The organism is Embleya sp. NPDC059213 (assembly GCF_042754445.1).
In the GTDB taxonomy this organism is placed as follows: Bacteria; Actinomycetota; Actinomycetes; order Streptomycetales; family Streptomycetaceae; genus Embleya.
This window is the reverse complement of the sequence record NZ_JBHZAV010000376.1, coordinates 1-3,113: the sequence shown is the minus strand read 5'-3', so window position 1 is coordinate 3,113 and position 3,113 is coordinate 1. Positions and strand designations below refer to the sequence as shown.

Annotated in this window: 1 protein-coding gene; it reads right to left on the bottom strand. The window is 74.3% G+C overall.

Going from position 1 to position 3,113, the window contains the following annotated elements; translation table 11 throughout:
* Positions 1–1,150: 1,150 nt before the first annotated feature.
* A complete protein-coding gene (locus ACFXMF_RS47315; RefSeq protein WP_360324491.1) occupies positions 1,151–2,857 on the bottom strand; it encodes a bifunctional 3'-5' exonuclease/DNA polymerase in 1,707 nt (568 codons plus the stop codon).
* Positions 2,858–3,113 lie beyond the last annotated feature (256 nt).

The window sequence follows — 3,113 nt, the reverse complement described above, 5'->3', positions numbered from 1 at the left end:
GTGCGCAGCCGGCGGTCGCGTCTTGGTCGGGTCGGGCGCGGGTGGCTTTGTGCTAAACGGTCGGCGTGGACCGGCGGAGATGGGCCCGGTCCCGGGGTCACCGGCGGCCGGGAGCCTCGGGTTTCCCGGCGAGAGGTGGGTGTTGCTCGGCGGGAAAGGCGCTGGCAACGGCGCGGAAGGGTGGGCGCTTTCGTCGGGTTCGCCGGGGAGCCTTCCCGAGTGGGTCGGGCCGTTTCGGCAGCGGTGGGTGGGCGGTGGCGGGAGAGGGGGAGAAGAGCGGGCCGGGAGTGGGCGGTTTCGGTTGCCGGAGTGCGCGACCCGGCTCTCGGCACGCGCTCTCGCCGGCCGGTCCCACAAAACCGCAGGTCAGTGGAATCCCGGGTGCGGGAAGCGGTCTCGGGATCCGGATCGTGACCTTCGAAGCCTCGGGCTGCCTCTCGCCCAACCTCCCCACCCCCAAACGCCCGCCGAAACGGCCCGACCCACTCGGGAAGGCTCTCCGGTGAACCTTGCCGGGCCGCCCACCCGACCGCCCCGACCCGAAACACCCGCCAAAAGCACACTGTCCACGCGAAGTCGGCCGCCGGGCTTCAAGAACCGGCCCTCTGCACGCGCTCTCGCCGGCCGACCCACAAAGCCGCAGGTCGGCGCAAATCGACGCGCCCGAAGTCGTCCCGCGATCCGGATGAAGACCTGCCCAGCGCACGCGGGCAGCCCTTCCCCCCGCGCACCTACCTCGAACGCCCGCCGAAACGGCCCGGCCCACTCGAAAAGGCTCCCCGGCGGACCCGACGAAAGCACCCACCCGCTCCGCCGTTGCCGGCGCCTTTCCCGCCGAGCAACACCCACATCTCGCCGGGGAGTCCAGGGCTCCCGGCCGCCGGTGACCCCGGGACCGGGTCGATCTCCGCCGGTCCACGCCGACCGTTTAGCACAAAGCCACCCGCGCCCGACCCGACCAAGGGGAGTTCGCGTGCGCGCTCGCGCGGCCGAGTGCGGGCGATCCGCCACCGGCCGCCGTGGCGCCGGGAGCCCACCGAAGCCCCCGGCCCCGCGACCCGAGCGCCGCTCGCGCCAACCCATCGGCCGGTGGCGGCGCGCTCGGCCGGCCAAAAGCCGGGCTGCCCGCGCCGGGCCGTGGAACGCCTTCCTACTTGGCCTCCGCGTATGTGTTCACCACCGCCGGCAGCAGCGGCAACAACACCGGGGTATCGCCGAACACCAACGCCCGGGCCTCGGCTGCGGCCTCGACGATCGCGGCGGCCACCGCGTCGGTGAGGTCGGCCGGGCTGTGCACGATGATCTCGTCGTGTTGGAAGAAGACCAGGTGCGGACGCCCCGACGGCGCCGCGTCGTACGCGGTCAGTCGGCGCCGCAGCGCGGCGAGCAGGGCCAGGGCCCAGTCCGCCGCACTCGCCTGGATGACGAAGTTGCGGGTGAACCGGCCTCGGGCGCGGGCCGAGCGGGCCCCGGCGTCGTCGCCGCCCCGCTCGCCGCGTTCCCCGGCCGGTTCGCTCGTGCCGCCCTCGGCCAGGTCGAGCCATTCGGAGGAGGGCGGCGGGCAGGTCCGGCCCAGCCGCGAGCGCACGATGCCGCCCTCCTCGCCGGTGCGGGCCGCCGCCTCGACGTAGCCCATCGCGTCCGGGTACTGCCGACGCAGCGTGGCCAGCAGCGGCCCGATGTCGCCGCTGGTCTGCCCGTACATCGCGCCCAGCAGGCCGAGCTTGGCCTTGGCCCGGTCGCCCTGGAAGGCGGCCTTGGCCAGCGCCTCGTACAGATCGCCGGCGGCGGCCGAGCGGGCCAGGCCGGCGTCCTGGGACATCGCGGCCAGGATGCGCGGTTCGAGCTGGGCCGCGTCGGCGACCACCAGCCGCCAACCCGGATCGGCCACGACCGCACCGCGCAGCACCCGGGGAATCTGCAACGCGCCACCGCCGCGTCCGGCCCAGCGGCCGGTGACCACGCCGCCGACCACGTATTCGGGGCGGAATCGGCCGGCCCGCACCCAGGTGTCCTGCCAGGCCCACCCGTGCGCGGCGTGCAGGCGGGCGAGTTCCTTGTACTTGATCAGCAGGTCGGCGGCCGGATGACCGAGGTCGCGCAGGTACCACGTGCGGGTCGAGGTGAGTCGGATGCCCTGGTCGGCGAATGCCTTGATCACCTGGGTGTGCGAATCCGGGTTGAACGCGCGCCCACCGAGCGCCGCGCGCAACTGCTCGGCCAGGTCGGCGAGTCGTTGCGGCGGTGCGCCGGACACCCGGGGGCGCGCGCCGAGCAGCTCGGTGAGCAGCGCGTCGTGCACCTCGACCCGCCAGGGCAGACCGTCGGCGGCCATCTCGGCCGCGACCAGACCACCCGCCGACTCGGCGGCGACCAGCAGCCGGAATCGCGAACGGCGGGCCGGATCCTCGATCGCCTCGATCCGCCGCAACTGGTCGGCGTGCACCGCGACCACGGCATCGAGCGTGTCGGCGCCGGCGGGCAGCCGTTGCCGGTCGGGGACGAACAGGCTGTCCTGCGCGTCGGCGACGCCGATCGGCAGGTCGTCCGGTACGGGCAGGCCCTTCAGCCGGGCCCAGGCCGCGCCGAGCGAACGCGGCTCGCCGAACCGGCCCTCGTGCGCGAGCAACAACGACTCGACCAGCGCGAGGTCGTGACAGCGCGCGACCCGGGTGGGCAACAGCGGCGCATACGCACTCTCCGCCGAGGCCCATACCCACCTCGGCGGCACCGGCGCGGCCTCGAAATCGGCGATCGCCGCGACCAGATCGCCGACCTGCGTGGCCGGCCCCACGGGCACACCGTCGTCACGCAACGGCTGCAGCCGACCCCCGTGCCCGTACGCGTCGGGCGCCATCGCAACCCGAGCCACGCCCGCCGTCACCACATGCCGCCGGCCGCCACACCACACCCGAACCGCTCCACAACCGCCCTCCTCCCACACACGTCCACCGGGGACGAATCCCCCACAACCGACAGACCCCCAACCGCCGAACCCTACCCACCCACCCCGACACCCCGACCTCACCACCACCGCCGCCCCGGCCCGGCAGGCACCCACACGGGCCGACACGGGATGGGCGACACGAGCAAACGACACGGCGCGCCGGCAC